Below are 16,975 nucleotides of genomic sequence, written 5' to 3'. Positions count from 1 at the left end.
GGACTGCTAACCCTTTCCCTGCCGCCGCGGTTCCTCACCGGGCCCCGCAGCGCTCGCGTCCGCTGTACTGTGATCTTTCGTACAATCGTACCGGGCCAGTGAGCATCCTCGCAGTTCCAGGGAGCGGCGCACCAGAGCCACATGGGTTCCCGCCGGAGCCACACGGGTTCCCGCCGGAGCTACACGGGTTCCCGCCGGAGCTACACGGGTTCCCGCCGGAGGGTAGTGGCCGGGTTTGAGTAAGAGTGGCCGGGTTTGCCTCAAAAGGCCGGGTGTTGAGCTAGGTTCGGCGAACGAAGTGCGGGGTGCGACGCCGGCAAGCGTCCACCCCGCGTGGCCGAACCCCGTCATCCGGAGTCCGACATGTCTGTCATATCTATTCGCCCTCCTGGGCGCCAGGGGACTGGTCTGCCTGGTCCCCGCCGCTCCTCTATCCAGCTCACTCAGACCGAGCAGATGCGGCTCCGCGCTGCTCTGCGGAACCTGCGTGCGCTCTACGGCAGCTACGGCGCCTTGGCCGAGGTGATGGGCGTGAGCCCGAGCAGCCTCGCCAACATCGTCAGTGGTCGCCCTGCGTCGCCCGGGATGGCTGTCCGCGCCGCGCGAGCCGCAGGCACCACCGTGGAGGCGCTCCTCGGTGACCTGAAGGTCGCCGCTTCCTGTCCGCACTGCGGGGCGGCTTGGGAGGTGTCGTGATCACCCGCGGCCCCTTCCTGGAGTCCTCAATGGAGCTGTCGCTGGACGAGAAGGAGAGCGCCAGCGTCCGCCAGTGCCTCTACACCATGAAGCACCTCACCGGCTCTTGGTCCGCCGTCGATACGCTGCTCGTGCTCGGCAAGGGCGACGCCGAGAAGATGTGGAACGGCACCTACGACGTCACCTGCGAGATCGCCTACCGCATCTCCAAGTGCACCAACCTTTCGGTCGATGACGTGATCATTGGCGATCGTAACGGGCGCTGCGTTCACTGCAATCGTCCGCAGCCCGATCCGGTCACACCACCTTCGCCCGACGCGCCACCGGAGGCGAAGGCGTGACGCCCCGGCGGCGCCGCGATGGTGCCGCCCACGCTCCAGCCAGCTTCTTCATGGACGAGATGCCCATCGTCCGGATGGCGCCCTACGTGCGCGCGCTTCTGCGCGCCATGAGGGTGCCTCCGCAGGACGTGGAAGATCTCGTCCAGGAAGTCACGGCTGCGGCGTGGGTCGCGATGACGGAGGGCCGCTTCCGGCCCTTGCCCGGGCAGCCGCTTGGCGATGCCCTCAAGCTCTGGCTGACGGGCATCACGTGGCGGCAGGTCTCGCACTACCGGGAGAAGGCATATCGGCGTCGTGAGGTCCCGGACGCAGCGCCGTGGGCTGTCTCCGGCGCTGACCCGTGGCTGCCTCATCTGCCGGCATTGCAGGCCACGGTGGAGGCGAGGGACATCCTCCGTGCCTTTGATCTGATGCCTCCGCACTCCGTGGAGGTGCTCATGCTTCGGTACGCGGCGCAATGCGAACTCAAAGAGATCGCTGAGACCCTCGGCGTCTCGCTCTACATCGCCACGATGCGCCTCCGCTCGGCACGTCGTGAGTTCAACCTGGTTCTTCGTCGTTGGAGGTACTCATGAATTCCTTTCTTGTTCTCGATCTGGAGACGGTGCTCGACACTTCACTCCCGCCTCCGCCCAAGAAGAAGAGCGGAGGGGACGTGTTCCCCCCGCCGCCATATCATACGATCGTCGCGATGGGCGCCGCGCTGCTCGATGCCTCCTGCCGGCTGCGTAGCGCCTGGATCGTCAGCGAAGGCCGCGACGAGTTCACCATGCTCGCGGCGCTCATCGCCTTCCTGAACGCGAAGCTTGCTGAGGGGATCGTCGTGACGATCGTCACGTGGAACGGACGCGGCTTCGACCTGCCAGTGCTCGTCGCACGGTGCCTCCATCACGGTCTTGCCTGGCCTTGGTACTACGAGACCGAGGCTCGGCGAAGGTACTCTGCCCATAATCACATCGACATGATGGATCTGCTGGTCGATCACGGTGCAGCCCGACCATACGGCCTCAGCCTCGCAGCGAAGCTCATCGGCATGCCAGGGAAGCTCGATGTCAATGGGGGCAACGTCCAGGCGATGATGGACGCAGGCGAGCACGAGCAGGTCAGAGCCTACTGCGTGCAGGATGTCATTCAGACTGCGGCGTTGTTCCTCAGAGTGCAGCTCCTACGCGGCGCGCTCTCACCCGCGGGCTACGCCATCGCGGCGGAACACCTGCTCGCGACCGTCGAGCGTGAACCACGGCTAGCTCCCCTTCTGCCACTGATCGATCGCGACAGGTTCCTCATCACAGGCGGTGCGGCCGAGCTGGTACATGAGGCCAGTGCAGCCCGCCAGACGTCGAGGCGGGGTTGGTGGACCAAGACTTGGGGCGGTAAGACGACTTGAAAGGCCGCCCCCGTTCATCAGCGACGTCTCGGCGTACCCTCGCCTCGCGGCGTAGCGCGCCATGCTTTCCCCGCTCGCACGCCAGCCCTGCACCTCGGCTCGTCGCTCTTCCTCTGTCCTTCGTTTGGCCATGCCCCCAGGCTCTGACTCACTGGCCGGGCCCTCAACGTGGGGTCCACGCAGCGGTTACGGTACATCCCCACCTCGTCCCCAAGACTCCGCTCTACAAGGCCACCTACTACGCCATTCACAGGGAGCCGTCGTTTCGGCGGTGCTTCATCGATGGTCGCTTCGAGATCGACAATGGCGAGGTCGAGCGACAGCTCCGAAAGGTCGCTCTCGGCAGGAAAAACTTCCTGTTCGCTGGCTCCGACAAGGGCGCCGAACGCCTCGCCGTCGCCTTTACCCTCTTCCGCTCGTGCAGCATGCACCACGTCAATCCGCTCACCTGGGCCACCGACGTCCTCACCAAGCTGCAGGACGGCTGGCCTCGCTCCCGCCTCGACGAGTTGCTCCCTGACGCTTGGGCGAGCACTCACGCGGAGGCGTCCGCCACTCCCAGCTCGTCAGCTCCCTGAATCAGAGCAACTCCCCAAGTCTGGCCTGCTCGTCGCGCCGTGCTGCATGACGGCGTTCCACGGCGGCTTGCGCCGTTGAGCCCTGCCCGGGGTGAGTTTCGTCCGGCGGCCTCGGGGCCTCAACCGCCTTTGGTCTATGCCCTTGGTCGGGCGCTTACGCTGCTGTGGCCTCCACCCCTCCGCTTGGCCGAATTGCTGCGCGCTCAAGCCGCTCCGCTTCCAGCGCTCGACCCTCTCCGCCCACACCGCTCGCGTCGCCATCTCTACCTCCGAGTGCGTGCAAGCAGACCCGCTACGTTCTCGGACAGCGGTCCGTCACGATGACGGAGATCGGGCGGATACGGGGCGGATACCAAGCAGCGGTCACTCACGATGGCGAAGGCCGGGCGGATACGTTGAACCCTATCCTTCTCGTATTGGTTCCGAACCAAAAGTGTGAGCGATACGCACGGCCGCTTTGCGCCAGTGGTGGAGCACTTGGTAGGGGGCAAATCGATGCGGGCCTAGGCGTGCTTTGGGGTCTTGGCGTAGGTCCTTCACAAGACCTTCTGTGCTATTCTCAAGCAGCTGGCGGAATCGTTTATTGGTAGACTTCACGCCCTTTTCAGAAACGGTTTGAGCGTGCTCCAAGTACTCGGTCGCAAACGGCCATACATCCTTCGCTTCGAGCCCAGGTAGATCGATCGGATCTCCAAGGCGTCGCCAAAGTGCCTGGTATTCTGACTCAAGTTTATCCTCCCCCATCGTCACCTCAGTATTCCACGCCAGAAGAACGGCGATAGGAGCGCCTTCCAGCCCTAGATCTATAAGCGAGCGCAGGTCTGTGAGAAAGCGAGCACGCCGCCCCGGGCTGATCACACCGACGCGCCAAAGATCCTCCAACTGGTCCAACAGTATAAACCATACCTGTACCTGACACGCGGCACGCGCCGCCCGCATGAGGTCTACAACGGCCCGGATAGCTTGCCCTTCACCTTCGAGAGGTCGTGTGAGGCCGAGTCTGCTCCGTTGTATAGGTGTAGTATGTCCACGCAGCAGCCACCGTGCGAACCATGCACGGAGTTCCGCCTCGCGAGCAGGATCTGATTCATTCAGTAGTCGCAGAAGCGGTGAGGCGATAGGGCTCCCTGTAAAGCTATTGATCGCATCGCGCACTTTACGGGCGAGCGTAACGGAACGTGCAGCCATGACGATGCGGTCAAGAAGCGGGAGTGCACTTGGGAAGCGCGGGAGATCCGTCTCCTCGTTACCGCTCGGCAAGCTACCCAAGAGCAACGTTGCTAGAAGCAGCCGATCCATTCCCTCGTCTGGCAGGTTTCTGCGTATGATCGATATCATTCGAACGGTCGACAAGTCGCGTTCCAGCCTTTTGAGCAGATGCGTCTTGCCTACACCGATAGATCCACGGACGGCAATAGGGCATACGGGACCACCCGGTTGTTGAGCGAGGTCAGTAGTGTTCGTGATATTGTTGACCCACCTATTGAGTCTATCTACTTGCTTCGACATGTGCGCGACGTATAGCGCGCCGGTATCGAGCCCTGGCTCAGGGAAGGGATTGCTAGCAAACCCTGTGACAGCAAAAAGTTCAGAGTCACTAGCATCGGATACAGTCCGGGCGCCAAAGCGAAAAGGTCTAGCCGGCATGGGATCTCCGCACCTGAACGAGGTCGCGATAGCCGAGGAACTTGTCTAGGGGGACGTTCGTGTCAGTCCATCGATCCGCGGAGAACTTAACAACCCTCTGGCGCCTTTCGTCGCTCGGCGCATCTCCACCTCGACGGAACTCAATGTTGTCGAACGTTCCAGCCGCCTCTATGCGTTCCCAGGAGTCCATTGCTCGAATTGGGCTTACAGCGAGCTGTCGAAGAAACACTTTCGTAAAGAGGTCGTAAATTGTGACTGTCTTCTGTGTTTCGAGCTGAGCAGTTATAGTGCGGCGCACTTCATCATGCGTTGGATTCGCTCCACCCGGAATCCAAGCACCATCCAGCGACATGCCCTGCCCTAGCCGGGCCGCAAGCCCACGCGCCAACCGAACCGTCTTCTCGGGGCGCTCCGCGTGTGCTGCGTTTGCTGGAACGATTTGCTCAGCGTATGCAAGATACGGCGTAATCAGCCACGACACAGTCTCGCGATCTCCGGACCGCCAAGCGGCTGCCATAGTAGCGAGACGGGCTAGCGGTTCGACTTTACGTTCAGAAAGTTTTGCAAGTTTAAGGCCTTCCAAGAGTTGTGCCAGATGCCGCTCTGCTTCGGCTGACAACTCGTCGAGTTCGACCGCGAGTTCAGTTCGGCCTTGTACGAGCGACGCGAGGACGTTTAGTAGCGTGTCGGTACCTACGCGGAAGTTTGCGTCAATCGGCTCAATATCAGGTATGGTGACTCTGCTGAAAATGCGTTCATCGCCTGCTATCACCGCGGTAGGTACCACGCGCGGAGCCGACGCGCCGGCGTCTTCGTCAAAAACTACGTCACCCTTCTCGACGATGGGCTGGCCAGTGGTTGCCTCAATGCAGTCCATCCAAGGAGATAGGTAATCTGACGGCCACATCTGAGCGTCGAACGCGCTAAAAGTCCAGGAGTGGTCGGGGTTATCGACCGAACGCAACTCGATACTGTCCCCCACAGCGAGCAACTCCCAAATAAGGCGCATCGGCGTGTGGCCTACGAGGACTGATCCTTGGTCTGCTCCGGCAGGCCACCATACGCTGGGTGTGTAGATACGCTTTCGGACAAGCTGGCGAACGCGTGCCGCGATGAGACTTTCATCTGGCAGTTCGGTTGCTGCACGGCGGGAAATTGCGACATCGCCCGTCACAAAGAACCGCTCAAGGCCGCGGACTCGATCACGAATGCACCGTCGGACCTCACGAAGTACAGCAGTATCGGCCTCTGAGGTTTTCTTGTCGGTTTTGTCCAGCCCACTCCGCGATAGCATCAGCGAAGCATCTTCAAGTTCCAGTTCGCGCCAGACAATTCTCTCAAAGCCGCTAAATTCCCGAAATCTCATTGCAGCGAGATAGGCTTGGCGGCGACCAAGAACGTCCTTCTCGAAAACCGACACCTCCTTCTTTTGTTTTTCAATCGGCACTGACTTGCGAATAGGAAGGCCAAACTTAGCTCCTCCGTGCTGGTCCTGAAGTTCACGGAGGCTAACGGCCGTGACTACCAGATCACAACGCTCGGCGAAGAGCGCTGCTAGCCAGTGTCCAATACCCTCGACCATAGCATTGGTGTCAAAAATAAACTCGAGTCGCACATCTGATTGACATCGCAGGCGCATGATTACCGCAAATGCTGCGGGATCTATCTCTGGGAGTTGCCAACCCGCCCGAGTCAGTGCTTTACCGAAAAGTCGATCGTAGCGCTCAGCGCCGCTAGCAATATCTTCCTCTTTGAACTCCTCGCTTGCTGCGTCAGTTTTTGGATCATAGCGGAACATCGGCGGGTTTGTGCGAAGTTCGCCAAGCCGTAGCTGCACACCACCACCCCACTTGAGAATCAGGTAGTAAGAGCCATACGGAATATTGCTCCACCATTCTTCTGCATCATCGGGAAGGGTCAATCTCTGGCGGCGTGACAATTCAATCATCGGGCGCCACCCACTTTGCGTCTGATCTCAATGCGCTCGTGGGTTCGAAGCTTGGCGATGAGGAAGTCGAGCATGCCGAGCAGAGCCACACCTTGGTGGACCTGGACATACTCATCCGCAGCACGCTCTGCGGGCGTCTGCCACCTAGATTCGCGGTGTAGCCATCGCAACGCCAACTGGCCTGGCTCAACCTTGTTGCTCCAAATCTCTTCTGCGAATCGATCGCGCAACTCCTTGAGGTTCTCTATGGTCAGTTTGCCCTCGCTGGTAAATTCCAACGGACGCACATCTTCCACAGTAGACAGAAGCCCATCGAGCATTGCCACGATCTCTGGATCAAGGGCACGGATGTGCAGTGTCACACTTGCTTCCATAGTCGCCTAGGTTCGTACCCGTAAACCAGTCGTTGGCCAAGTTATATAGGTGGGCCACAAGCAGTAGAGTTCGTCCCGGGCCCCCCCCCGCCATGAGCGTCAGACTTCGCCGGTCTACCGCCGAAGACCATTGTAACGGTCTCCAGCCGGCGGGCAGCATGCAACCCGCCGGTCGCGTCAGGCGTGAAGGAGGACCGCCACGGGGCCACCACGCGCCCGAGAGCGTCCCTGCGCGTCTCGGTGGTCACCCTGCAGAACGACGCGTGCAGCAGGCAGTACAGCACCGCATGGCCCGCCTTGTGAAAGGCTGTCCGCTCGCGTTCATTGTTCATCGCGTGCCTCCCTCTTTAGTAGCTGCCCCCTTGGTCCCCACTGCGCGCCTTCCTCGGTGGGGGAGGTGGCGCACAGTCGCTGCTCGCCGGCCGGTCGTCAGGATCTGGGAAGCGGTGCGCGCTGGTCGGCTCATACTCGGGGACGGTAACGCCAAACTCGCACCCCAGCGCCTCGACGGCGGCCCGGTACACCGCCGCGTCGCTCTTGGCGCCGACCAAGGCCCGGAACTCGGGGCCGAGCAGTGCGTACTCTTCCACACCTGCGCCGCTAGGTTTTCCAGGATGACCTTGAGCTTCGCCTCGCGGTAACTCGGGGCGGCGTTGTTTATGCCGTCCCAGCGCCGGATCAGGCACCCGCAGCCGTTCTCGATGAGGAGGCTGGGGACGCCAGCGTAGTCGATGCCGATCCGCGCGACCTAGAGAGCTATCGTGGACGAGGGCATCGTGGGGACGATGACCGAGGCTTCGTGGAGGCCGTCCTCTGGATTGATCGCACGGGAGCACCCTGGCGCGACTTGCCTGGTGAGTTTGGCCCCTGGAAAACCACCTACAACCGCTTCAACGGCTGGTCGAAGAGCGGCAAGTGGCTGCGGTTGCTGAAGGCCATGCAGACCGACGTGGACAAGGAGTGGGTCAGTATCGACACCACGGTTGTTCGAGCCCACCAGCATGCTGCGGGCGCTAAAGGGGGCGCCAGGGGCAGAGCATTGGTCGATCTCGCGGAGGCCTCTCAACCAAGGTTCATCTGATCGTGGATGCTCTGGGACTGCACCTCGACTTTGAGATCACCGAGGGGCAGCGCCACGATCTTACAGCGGCCGCTGAACTCATCGCGCGCTGTGAACCGCCATGCCTGCTCGCTGACAGAGCCTATGATTCGAACGCACTCCGAGCCCAGCTTGAGGCGTCCGGAGCCGTGGCCGTCATCCCCTCAACGGCCAGCCGCATCCCTTCGATCCCTCATGACAAGCACCTCTACAAGGAGCGTGCAGCCATCGAGTGCACGTTCAACCTGCTCAAGCGCTTCCGTCGCTTCGCCACGCGCTACGAGAAGGCGGCGCGTAACTACGCAGCCATGGTCGCTCTGACCTGCGCTCTCTCCTGGCTGCGAATTTAGGGACACGCCCTAGACCGGCTGTAGCCGACGCTCTCCCGGTCTTCCCGATGCCCCCGCATTGGGGTACGGTCCCATGGGTAGACGTGCGCCCATGGAGCAGTTGTAGATGACGGAGCCTTGGTCCTCGGTCGACGAGGTTGCGAAACACTTGGGCGTGGCGCAGGACTCAATACTACGGTGGATCGAGGGCGAGGTACCCCAACCCACAAAATCGGCCGCCTCTGGAAGTTCAAGCTGTCCGAGGTTGATGCGTGGGTCTGTGCCGGGGTCGCGGAGGGCGGCGAGAAGCCGGCCTTGAAGACCAAGACCACCAAGGCCAAGAGGGGGTGTTCGTGAGCGGCAAGAGCATGGACGTCTTCTCGCTGCGCGACTCGATGGTCGGCGAGTACCGCAAGTTCGCCACCTCGTTCACGACCATCCACGCAGTAGACATCCGTGCGCAGGTCGAGAAGATCTACGCGGATGGGCGCTTCTGGCCCGACCCGCTTCTCCAAATCAACCCGAACTACAAGCGCGGGGCGAACATCGAGACGCTCATCGCAGGCGGCGCGCTCGACCCTAGGACCGTCGAGATCTTCCGCGCCGACGGGGCGCCGCTCTCCCTCTACAAGCACCAGGAGCAGGCCATCGCGCTCGCCTCCCAGGGCGAGAGCTACGTCGTCACGACGGGCACCGGCTCGGGCAAGTCGCTCTGCTTCTTCATCCCGATCGTGAGCGCGGTGTTCGCCGAGAAGCGGGGCAGCGCCGCTCGCCGCACGCGGGCCATCATCATCTACCCAATGAACGCGCTGGCTAACAGCCAGCTCGAAGAACTCGACAAGTTCGTCGCGAACGTCCAGGGCGATCGGCTCGTCACCTTCGCCCGCTATACCGGGCAGGAGGACAGCGAGGAGCGGCGGCGCATCGCCGAGAACCCGCCCGACATCCTCCTCACGAACTTCATGATGCTCGAGCTTCTGATGACCCGTCAGGACGAGCTGGACCTGAAGGTCATCGGCAACTGCGCCGGGCTCAGGTTCCTGGTGCTTGACGAGCTGCACACGTACCGGGGGCGCCAGGGCGCCGACGTCGCGCTGCTGGTGCGCCGCGTTCGCGAGCGCCTGTCGCCCGCGAGGCTCCAGTGCATCGGCACGTCGGCCACGATGGCCAGCGAGGGCACGGCGCGGAACAAGCAGGAGGTCGTCGCGGACGTCGCCTCGAAGCTGTTCTCGACGACAGTGGACCCGAGCCACGTCATCATCGAGGAACTCGAGCGCGTCACGGACAAGTCGAAGCGCGCCGAATCGGTGAAGAGCGCGCTCGGCCCCGCGATCGACGCGAGGCTCCCGTCGAACATCACCGACGACGAGCTCCGCAAGCATCCGCTCGCCATCTGGACCGAGACGCGTCTCGGCATCACCACGACCGACGCGAATCCGGCGTGGCATCGCGCTCGCCCTCGCACGCTCGACGAGGCCGCTCGCGAGCTCGCCGAGGAGGCGGGCCGCGACGAAAAGCCATGCCGAGAAGCGCTGCGGACGCTGCTCCTCGTATCGAGCCTCCCGGAGCGCGATCGGACCGGCAACGAGTCCGGCTCCCACCGGAGCTTCTTCGCATTCAAGCTGCACCAGTTCATCTCGGGCGCCGGCCACGCCTTCGCGACGCTCGAACCGCCGGGCAAGCGCTCGGTCACGGTCGAGGGGCAGCAGTACCTGCCCGGCGATCCCGACAAGCGTCTCTACCCGGTCCACTTCTGCCGCGAATGCGGGCACGAGTACCACCCAATCCGCTTCGTCTCGGAAGACGGCGAGCGGAAGTTCCTGGCCCGTGACATCGACGACGCGGCGCCGGCGAAAGCCGACGACAACGAGCCGGAGGGCGAGGATGAATCGTCCTCCGACCGCGAGGTCTTCGGCTTCCTCACGCTCCACGCACGCGACTCGGAGTTCACCTTTGCCGACCGCGACGACGACTACCCGGAGACGTGGCTCGACTTCGACGCAGCCGGAAACCCGCGCATTAAGAGCCACTACCGCAGCGCTCGTGCTCGCGAAGTCCTCGTCGCGCCCAATGGCAAGGTGGGCTCCGGCGCGAAGGCTTGGTTCATACCCGGCCGGTTCCGGTTCTGCCTTCGCTGCGGGGCGACGCACAGCACTTCGGCGCGCGACCGCACGCGCCTCGCGTCTCTCTCGGCTGAAGGCCGGAGCTCGGCCACCACGGTGCTCGTGTCGAGCGCGCTCCGCTGGATGCATGGGAAGGACTCGGGCCTCCCGACGCACACGAGAAAGCTCCTCGGCTTCACCGACAACCGCCAGGACGCGGCGCTCCAGTCGGGGCACTTCAACGACTTCCTGTTCGTGAGCCTCATCCGCGCTGCGTTCCTCGGCGCGCTCGACGTGGCGGGCGACAAGGGGCTCCGCAGCGATCAGCTCGGCGCCGCTCAGCAGCGCGCGCTTGGTTTCGACCGCCCGGTGCCAGAGCTACGCAGCGAGTGGCTCCTTGAGCCGACGCTCAAGGGCTTCAACCTGCAGGAGGCTGAAAGCGCGCTCCGGCAGGTGCTCTCGTACCGCGTGTGGTTCGACCAGCGGCGAGGTTGGCGATACACGAACCCGAACCTCGAACAGCTTGAACTCGTCGCGGTCGAGTACCTCGGCATCGATGCTCTGGCTTCCGACGAGGAATTGTTCGCGACGGCGCCGGACGTCCTGCGGCTCGCGTCGCCCGCGGTGCGCAAGGCCGTCTACACCGAGGTGTTCGACCACCTGCGGAAGTGGATGGCGATCCGCAGCCAGGTGCTCGATCCCACGGTCATCGAGCAGATGCTGCAGAAATCCCACAGTCGCCTGCGCGCACTGTGGGGGTTCGGCAACGACGAGAAACCGCGCAAGGCACGCTGGCTGCTCGTCGCACCCCCGCCGCGCAAGGACACCAGCTTGCGCGACGAGGACCTCATCGTGCGCGGCGGCTCACGCAGCGCGCTTGGCAAGCTCCTGAAGTCGTCGCGTGGAACGCGCACGTCACAGGAGCCCGATGGACGCAGGCTCTGGGAGAACCCCTCGGCGGTGCGCGCGCTCAAGTCCAAGGACTTCGACGCGCTCATCGAGGTCTTGCTTAAGGCGGCCGTCACGCACGGGCTCGTGTCCGAAGAGGTCACGCCCTTCGGCGACCAGACCGGCTTCCGCCTGAACGATGCGTGCGTGCTCTTCAAGCGGGGGACGCCGGCGATCGATCCGAATCACTCGAACGAGAATGCTTTCTTCCGTGACTTCTACGCGAACCTCGCAGTGACGCTGCGCGAGCCGGTTCATCCGCTCTTCGGGTTCGAGGCGCGTGAGCACACCGCGCAGGTCGATGGTCAGAAGCGAGCCGTGCGTGAGAAGCGCTTCCGCTTCGGCGCGAAGGAGCGTGAAGAGCTCCGCTCAGATGAGAAGCACCTGCGCGAGATCGGCGAGCAGAGCCGCTTCCTGCCGGTCCTCTTCTGCTCGCCGACGATGGAGCTCGGCGTCGACATCTCCGCGCTCAACGCCGTCTACCTCCGCAACGTTCCGCCCACGCCCGCAAACTATGCGCAGCGCAGCGGTCGGGCGGGTCGCAGCGGACAGGCCGCGCTGGTGCTAACGTACAGCTCCTCGCAAAGCCCACACGACCAGTACTTCTTCCGCGACCCGAAGGCGATGGTGCACGGCGAGGTCCGCCCGCCGCTCCTCGACCTCGCGAACCGAGACCTCGTCGAGAGCCACCTCTGCGCCGTCTGGCTTGCGTGTACCGAGCTGCCGCTCGATCCCTCGATCGCCGAGCTGCTCGTCCTCTCCGAGACGGGGCGTCCGCTGAAGAAGGAAGTGAAGGCGCCGATGGCGCTCCCGAAGGTTGCCGAGGAAGCCCGCCGTCGCATTCGGCGCGTGCTGAGCCTCCTCGAAGAAGACCTGTCGCCCGCGCTCGCCCCCTGGTACCCGGGTCGCGAGGTGTTCGCGGACGAAGTTGTCGAGCGTGTGCTGACGCGCTTTGAGCAGGCCTTCAACCGATGGCGCGACCTCTTCGCCGCCGCCGAGCAGCAGCGCGACGCCGCTCGCCGCACGATGGACGACTACTCCGCACCCCAGAACGAGAAGCGCGCCGCGCAGAGCCGCCACGCGCAGGCCATCGATCAACTCAACCTGCTGCAGTCGGACACGCGGAACTCGAACAGTCCCTCGAGCGACTTCAACACGTACCGCTACCTCGCGACCGAAGGCTTCTTGCCCGGGTACAACTTCCCGCGTCTCCCGCTGATGGCCTACATCCCGGCCACGAACGACGGGCGCGGCCGACAGACCTACCTCCAGCGGCCTCGCTTCCTCGCACTCTCTGAGTTCGGTCCGCGCAGCCTCGTCTACCACGAGGGTCGCGCCTACCGCGTCGTGCGCGCGATGCTCTCGCTGAACCGTCAAGCGAACGTGACGGCGGACGTGCGCCTCCCGACGAAGACGGTTCGCATCTGTAAGGCGTGTGGGGCGGGGCACTGGACCGATGAAGCGTCGATGTGCCACGCGTGCAGCGCGTCGCTCGGGGATGCGGAGATCGTCAACCATACGTACCGTATCGAGAACGTCTCGACGCAGCCTGCCGAGCGCATCACCGCAAACGACGAGGAGCGCCAGCGCCAAGGCTTCGAGCTGCAGACGACGTTCGAATGGGCCACGCGCGACCACGCGCTCGACGTGCGCAAGGGTGTGGCGCTCGACTCCGACGGCGAGATCGGGCGGCTCGCCTACGGCCCGGGAGCAACGATCACCCGCCTAAACAAGGGTCTTCGTCGCAGGAAGGACCGCACGAAGCTCGGCTTCATGATGGACCCGGTCTCGGGCTACTGGGCGAAGAACGAAGATGAAGGGGACGACGGTACCGACCCGACCGCGTCACCTCGCCAGTGGATCGTGCCTAGTGTGCAGGACCGCAAGAATGCGCTTCTCCTCCAGCCCCAAGGCACCGACCTCTCACAGGTCACGCTGACGACGGTGCAGCATGCGCTACTCCGGGGCATCGAGGCCGTGTTCCAGCTCGAAGAAGGCGAGATCCTCGCCGAGCCTATGCCCCAGCGCGACGCGCGCACGGGCTTCCTCTTCTACGAGGCGACCGAGGGCGGCGCCGGTGTTCTCACCCGCCTCGTTGCCGAGCCCGAGCGCCTCGCCGAGGTGGCCCGCGAGGCGCTGGCCATCATGCACTTCGACTTGTCGAATGCGCTCCCGACGACAGCGACGACCTTCATCGACGCTCCGGGCACTGCGTGCGTCGCCGCCTGCTACCGCTGCGTGATGTCGTATTTCAACCAGCCGGATCACGAGCAGCTCGACCGTCGAGACGAGGGCGCGCGCGCGTTCCTGCTTCGGCTTGCCCGGGGAACGCTCACCGGGCTTGCCGCGCCCGTGCAGCGCCGCTCTACCGAGCCTCCTCCCACCGGCGCCGCTGTGGGTGGCGATCTCACGGCCGCATGGTTCGCCTACGCGCGTGGCCGTGAGCTTCCTTCCCCTGACTCGGAGCCTCTCGTGATCGACGAACAACCCGTCGCGCTGGTGTGGCGCAACCACTACGTCGCCGCGCTCTTCGCCAACAACAGCGCGCTGGCTGCGAAGCTCGAAGACAAGGGTTTCGAGGCCGTCGTGCTCGGTGAGAGCGAAGCAGGCTGGGGCGAGCCCGCGACCGCGCTCGCGAAGCTCCTCGGGAGAGTTCCGTGAGCACGACGGCAACGACGTCGACGCCGCCTTCGGGAGCGCGCTGGAGCCCTGGGAGTCTCGTGCGTGCGCGCGGCCGCGAGTGGATCGTGCTCTCCGGCAGCGACGCCGAGGTGCTACGGGTTCGTCCGGTCTCGGGCTCCGAAGAGGACCACACGTACATCCACCTCGCGCTTGAAGCTGTGCCGGTCGCCGATGCGTCGTTCCCGAAGCCCGACCTCTCGCAGAAGGCTGGCCACGATGCAGCACTGCTCCTGCGCGATGCGCTCGTGCTGTCGCTCCGTCGGGGCGCCGGTCCCTTCCGTAGCTTTGGGCAGATCGCCATCGAGCCGCGCGCCTACCAGCTCGTGCCGCTGCTCATGGCGCTCAAGCTCGACCCAGTCCGCTTGCTTATCGCGGACGACGTCGGCATCGGCAAGACGATCGAGGCGGCGCTTATCGCGCGTGAGCTGCTCGACCGTGGCGACGTCGAGCGCTTCGCCGTGCTCTGCCCGCCGCACCTCGTCGAGCAGTGGGTCAGCGAACTCGAAGGCCGGTTCCACCTGCGCCCCGTCGCGGTGACGGCCGCGAGCGCCGCGCGTCTTGAACGCAACTTGCCGCCGAGCGAAAGCATCTTCACAACGCACGCGCATACGGTCGTCAGTCTCGACTACATCAAGAGCGAGCGACGCCGCGCGGAGTTCCTGCGCGCGTGCCCGGAACTCGTCATCGTCGACGAAGCGCACACCTGCGCGTCGACTGGCCAGAGTCGGCACCAGCGCTACGAGCTCTTGAAGGGCCTCGTCGGCGACTCTACTCATGGCGCGCACGGTGACCCGCGCGCGCGTGCTCGCCACCTCGTGATGCTCACGGCGACGCCGCATAGCGGAGACGAGGAGGCGTACTTTCGGCTGCTCGGACTGCTACACCCCGACTTCGCGGCACTCTCGAGCGCGACGGGCGACGAGCACAAGAAACTCCGTGACCGTCTCGCGGTGCACTTCGTCCAGCGCCGTCGTCCCGACATCGCCGAGTGGAGGGAGGGGAGCCTCTTCCCGCACCGCGAGACCACGGAGCTGACCTACAAGCTCACGGGAGCGTGGGAGCGCTTTTTCAACGCCGTGCTCGCTTATTGCGCTTCCGTCGTCGCTCAGGCCGGCGATGACACGAAGAAGCAGCGGCTGAACTTCTGGGGCACGCTGGCGCTCATGCGCTGCGTGGCGTCGAGCCCTGCGGCTGCCGTCCAGGCGCTGCGCACGCGCGCGGGACTCGAAGAGGAGGTCGCCGAGGACGACGTCGAGGCACGCGTCTTCGATGGCGCCGCCGACGCGCTCCCCCATGACGACGTGGAGCCCCCTGCGGGCTCGGAAGCCGAGGCACTCACGGCGCTCATCACGCAGGCCGAGGAGCTTGCGGGGCAAGCGGGAGATCCTAAGCTCAAGGTGCTCACCGACCACGTCGTGGAGCTGGTGAAAGAGGGCTTCAATCCCGTCGTTTTCTGCCGCTACATCGCGACGGCCCACTATCTCGGGCAGCACATCTCGGCCAAGGTGAAGGACGTCGCGGTCGGTGTTGTCACGGGCGAGCTCATCTCGGGCGCGCGCAAGGAGAAGGTCGAGCTCCTGGGAGACGCCGAACGCCGCATCCTCGTAGCCACCGATTGCCTTTCTGAGGGCGTGAACCTCCAGGACCACTTCGACGCGGTCGTTCATTACGACTTGTCATGGAACCCGACGCGCCACGAACAGCGGGAAGGCCGCGTTGATCGCTTCGGTCAGAAGAGCGAGGTCGTGCGCACCACCCTGCTTTACGGCGCGAACAACCCCGTCGATGGCGCGGTGATCGAGGTCATCCTCAGGAAGGCCGACAAAATCCGCGAGGAGCTCGGCGTACCTGTGCCCCTACCCGACGACGGGCACACACTCAGCCAGGCGCTGATGAAGGCGGTCTTGTTGCGCAATCGCGAACCCGAAGGCAAGCGTCAGCAAACGTTCGCCTTCGTCGAGATGGAGGAGGCTAAGACCATCGAGACGCGATGGCTCGACGCCGCCGAGAAGGCGAAGAAGAACCGCACCGTCTTCGCGCAGCGCCGCCTCAAGCCCGAGGACGTGCTGCCGGAGTGGAAGAAGTCCCTCGCCGCTCTTGGTGGCAAAGAGGATGTGCAGCATTTCACAAGCCGCGCCCTCGCCCGCCTGGGTGGTGCGCTTGAGCCCATGAGCAACTCTGGCCGCAGAGGGTTCAAGGCCCCACTCGATGCGCTTCCTGAGGACGTGCGCGAGCGCCTGGATGTGGAAGGTCTCGCGGGATCCATCCTCATCGACTTCGATTACCCACCCGCCCCGCGCTGCCGCCCGGTGCAGCGAAGCCACCCGCTCGTTTCGGTGCTCGCCGAGACGATGCTTGAGCGCACGCTCGGCAACGTCGCCAGCGCCGACGTGAGCGACCCCGGCGTGCTTGGGCGTGTTGGTTGCTGGATTGCGGACGGCATCACATCGCGCAGCCTGGTCGCGCTCGTCCGTCTGCGACACCAACTCACGTCGCAGCGAGGACACCAGGTGACGACGCTCCTCGTCGAGGAGGCGACCGCCATCGCGTGGACGGGCGCGCCTACGCAGCTCGAAGGCCCCGACGCACTCGCGCTGCTGTCGCCGCTGCCCGTCGCCGATCCGCCTCCGCACGTGCGCGAGCGCACTGTTACGCAGGCACTCGGCCAGCTCGAGACGCGCCTGTCAGAACTCGACGCATTCGCCGAGCGACGCGCGCAGGCGCTCCTCGCCGATCATCGTCGCGTACGTGCGGCCGCCGAAGCCCTCGGCCGCTACAGCGTAAAGGCGCTTGTTCCAGCGGACGTCATCGGACTCTTTGTTCTGCTGCCCAAGGTGGACTGAA

11 protein-coding genes and 3 pseudogenes are annotated in these 16,975 nt (G+C 64.3%); 10 read left to right on the top strand and 4 right to left on the bottom strand.

The window, feature by feature from the left end:
• The first annotated feature begins 363 nt into the window (after positions 1 to 363).
• The 5 genes and pseudogenes from CAP_RS14495 to CAP_RS48060 form a co-directional block, all read left to right on the top strand.
• Positions 364 to 696 carry a helix-turn-helix transcriptional regulator gene (locus CAP_RS14495; RefSeq protein WP_044240987.1) on the top strand — a complete coding sequence of 111 codons (333 nt, stop codon included), beginning with the start codon at positions 364 to 366 and terminating at the stop codon, positions 694 to 696.
• Positions 693 to 1,037: a hypothetical protein gene (locus CAP_RS14490; RefSeq protein ID WP_044240986.1), complete on the top strand. Its 345-nt coding sequence runs from the start codon at positions 693 to 695 to the stop codon at positions 1,035 to 1,037. The genes CAP_RS14495 and CAP_RS14490 overlap by 4 nt, the downstream gene beginning before the upstream one ends.
• Positions 1,034 to 1,612 (top strand): sigma-70 family RNA polymerase sigma factor, encoded by a 579-nt coding sequence (locus tag CAP_RS14485; RefSeq protein ID WP_156040798.1) that lies wholly within the window; start codon positions 1,034 to 1,036, stop codon positions 1,610 to 1,612. The genes CAP_RS14490 and CAP_RS14485 overlap by 4 nt, the downstream gene beginning before the upstream one ends.
• A complete protein-coding gene (locus CAP_RS44595) occupies positions 1,609 to 2,424 on the top strand; it encodes a ribonuclease H-like domain-containing protein (RefSeq protein ID WP_052375196.1) in 816 nt (271 codons plus the stop codon). The genes CAP_RS14485 and CAP_RS44595 overlap by 4 nt, the downstream gene beginning before the upstream one ends.
• A 191-nt stretch (positions 2,425 to 2,615) precedes the next feature.
• A pseudogene (locus tag CAP_RS48060) lies at positions 2,616 to 3,002 on the top strand (IS66 family transposase); the annotation flags it as partial.
• A gap of 402 nt (positions 3,003 to 3,404) precedes the next feature.
• Here the strand turns inward: CAP_RS48060 and CAP_RS50370 are convergent.
• From CAP_RS50370 to CAP_RS14470, 4 genes are all read right to left on the bottom strand, one after another.
• The gene (locus CAP_RS50370; RefSeq protein ID WP_156040797.1) at positions 3,405 to 3,893 is read right to left on the bottom strand and encodes a hypothetical protein; all 489 of its coding nucleotides are present in this window, start codon (positions 3,891 to 3,893) and stop codon (positions 3,405 to 3,407) included.
• 745 nt (positions 3,894 to 4,638) lie between these two features.
• Positions 4,639 to 6,597, bottom strand: a complete 1,959-nt coding sequence (locus CAP_RS50365; protein ID WP_156040796.1) for a hypothetical protein — start codon at positions 6,595 to 6,597, stop codon at positions 4,639 to 4,641.
• On the bottom strand, positions 6,594 to 6,959 hold the full coding sequence (locus CAP_RS14475; protein ID WP_044240984.1) for a hypothetical protein: 366 nt from the start codon (positions 6,957 to 6,959) through the stop codon (positions 6,594 to 6,596). Before CAP_RS14475 ends, CAP_RS50365 begins: the two co-directional genes overlap by 4 nt.
• 359 nt (positions 6,960 to 7,318) lie before the next feature.
• Complete coding sequence (locus CAP_RS14470) at positions 7,319 to 7,561, bottom strand: hypothetical protein (RefSeq protein ID WP_044240982.1); 243 nt, start codon at positions 7,559 to 7,561, stop codon at positions 7,319 to 7,321.
• 182 nt (positions 7,562 to 7,743) lie between these two features.
• On the opposite strand from CAP_RS14470, the pseudogene CAP_RS55730 reads away from it, so the two are divergent.
• The 5 genes and pseudogenes from CAP_RS55730 to CAP_RS14450 form a co-directional block, all read left to right on the top strand.
• Positions 7,744 to 8,052 (top strand): annotated as a pseudogene (locus tag CAP_RS55730) (transposase); the annotation flags it as partial.
• Positions 8,053 to 8,054: 2 nt separating this feature from the next.
• Complete coding sequence (locus CAP_RS55725; RefSeq protein WP_370865978.1) at positions 8,055 to 8,420, top strand: IS5 family transposase; 366 nt, start codon at positions 8,055 to 8,057, stop codon at positions 8,418 to 8,420.
• 106 nt (positions 8,421 to 8,526) lie between these two features.
• A pseudogene (locus tag CAP_RS55720) lies at positions 8,527 to 8,756 on the top strand (excisionase family DNA-binding protein).
• Positions 8,753 to 14,110: a DEAD/DEAH box helicase family protein gene (locus tag CAP_RS14455; RefSeq protein ID WP_052375214.1), complete on the top strand. Its 5,358-nt coding sequence runs from the start codon at positions 8,753 to 8,755 to the stop codon at positions 14,108 to 14,110. The pseudogene CAP_RS55720 and the gene CAP_RS14455 overlap by 4 nt, the downstream one beginning before the upstream one ends.
• Positions 14,107 to 16,974 (top strand): DUF8741 domain-containing protein, encoded by a 2,868-nt coding sequence (locus CAP_RS14450; RefSeq protein ID WP_044240977.1) that lies wholly within the window; start codon positions 14,107 to 14,109, stop codon positions 16,972 to 16,974. The genes CAP_RS14455 and CAP_RS14450 overlap by 4 nt, the downstream gene beginning before the upstream one ends.
• Position 16,975: the final 1 nt, after the last annotated feature.

It is taken from the genome of Chondromyces apiculatus DSM 436, assembly GCF_000601485.1.
In the GTDB taxonomy this organism is placed as follows: Bacteria; Myxococcota_A; Polyangia; order Polyangiales; family Polyangiaceae; genus Chondromyces; species Chondromyces apiculatus.
The sequence above is the reverse complement of the archived record's forward strand: the minus strand, read 5'-3'. Positions and strand labels throughout refer to the sequence as shown.

Bases quoted from the DNA above. Each gene is read 5' to 3' on its own strand.
- CAP_RS14495 (WP_044240987.1), top strand. From the start codon at position 364: ATGTCTGTCATATCTATTCGCCCTCCTGGGCGCCAGGGGACTGGTCTG.
- CAP_RS50365 (WP_156040796.1), bottom strand. From the start codon at position 6,597: ATGATTGAATTGTCACGCCGCCAGAGATTGACCCTTCCCGATGATGCA.
- CAP_RS44595 (WP_052375196.1), top strand. From the start codon at position 1,609: ATGAATTCCTTTCTTGTTCTCGATCTGGAGACGGTGCTCGACACTTCA.